Source organism: Dactylosporangium sp. NPDC049140 (assembly GCF_040648435.1).
On the sequence record NZ_JBEZDS010000155.1, the window covers coordinates 1 to 1,448 of the forward strand.

Sequence of the window (1,448 nt, forward strand, 5' to 3'; positions counted from 1 at the left end):
GAAGCCACATCTCCAGACCCGCGATGTCGAACCCGAACGTCGTCACCGCCAGCAGCACGTCATCCGCAGAGAGGCCAGGACGGTCGGCCATCGCATCCAGGAATGACGCCAGGTTGCCGTGCGAAACCGTGACACCCTTCGGCCGGCCCGTCGACCCCGAGGTATAGATCACGTAAGCGGCCTGCGACGGAACAACCGGACGCGGAACGGCATCTACCAGCTCGACGTCGCCGAGCGGACTATCCAGCACGACCTCGGCCCCGCTGTCAGCCAGGATGTACGACAGACGCTCCGCCGGCAGATCCGGATCCAGCGGCAAATATGTGCCACCGGCCTGCCACACCGCCAACGCCGCCACAGCGAAGTCCGGGCCGCGGTCCAACCGCAGACCGACAATCGACTCAGCGCCCACACCCTGGGCCGTCAACCGTGCGGCCAGACCAGCCGCACGGCGCCACAACTCCCGGTACGTCAGCGACTGCACAGCCACCGCATCCGGTGTCGCCGCCGCACGGGCCGCCACCAACTCGTGCACAGCACCAGACCACGGCACAACCGGGCCACCAGAAGACCAGGTCGCCAGGTCGGCCGCCTCCGCCACACTCAACAACGGCACCTGCGACAGACGACGACCCGCATCCGCCGCCACCGCGGCCAACACCTGCTGGAAGTGCCCGATCAACCGCACGATCCGGGCATCGTCGAACAACGCCGTGCTGTACTGCACCGCACCAACCAGCCCGGACCCGGACTCAACCAGTGAGACGGTCAGGTCGAATCGGACCGGCATCGGCGAAGGCCCGGTCACCCCGTCGAGCACGTCATCGGCCCCGCGGTCCTGCGGATCGCCAGCGGAGTAGTTGAACAGCACCTGGAACAGCGGGGTCCGGGAGCGGTCCCGGTCGACTTCGAGCTCGTCGACCAGCCGCTCGAACGGCAGGTCCTGATGCGCGTACGCACCCAGCGTCTCCGCCCGCACGCGGCCGAGCAGCTCGGCGAAGGTGGGGTCACCGGACAGGTCCGTGCGCAGTACCAGCGTGTTGAGGAAGTACCCGATGAGCCCCTCGATCTCGGACCGGTTCCGGTTGGCGACGGGCGTGCCGACCACGATGTCGTCCTGGCCCGTGTACCGACCGAACAGCGCCGCGGCGGCCGCGAGCGTCGTCATGAACATCGAGCCGCCGGCGACACGCGACACGGCGCGCAGCCCCTCGACGACCTCGGCCGGCACCGGGAACCGCACGATCGCGCCGGCGGCCGAGCGCTGCGCCGGTCGCGGCCGGTCGGTCGGCAGCTCCAGCGTCGGCGCGCCGGCGAGCCGCTCCCGCCAGTAGTCCAGCTGCGCGTCGAGCGCGTCCCCGGCGAGCCAGGCCCGTTGCCAGGCGGCAAAGTCCGCGTACTGCACCGGCAACGGCGCAAGCTCCTCCCCCGCATACAACGCCTCAAGC

Annotated in this window: 1 protein-coding gene; it reads right to left on the reverse strand. The window is 69.8% G+C overall.

Annotated elements, in window-relative coordinates; genetic code table 11:
* Nucleotides 1–1,448 (reverse strand): condensation domain-containing protein (locus AB0B76_RS58950; protein WP_360395196.1); only part of this gene is annotated, 1,448 nt, incomplete at both ends.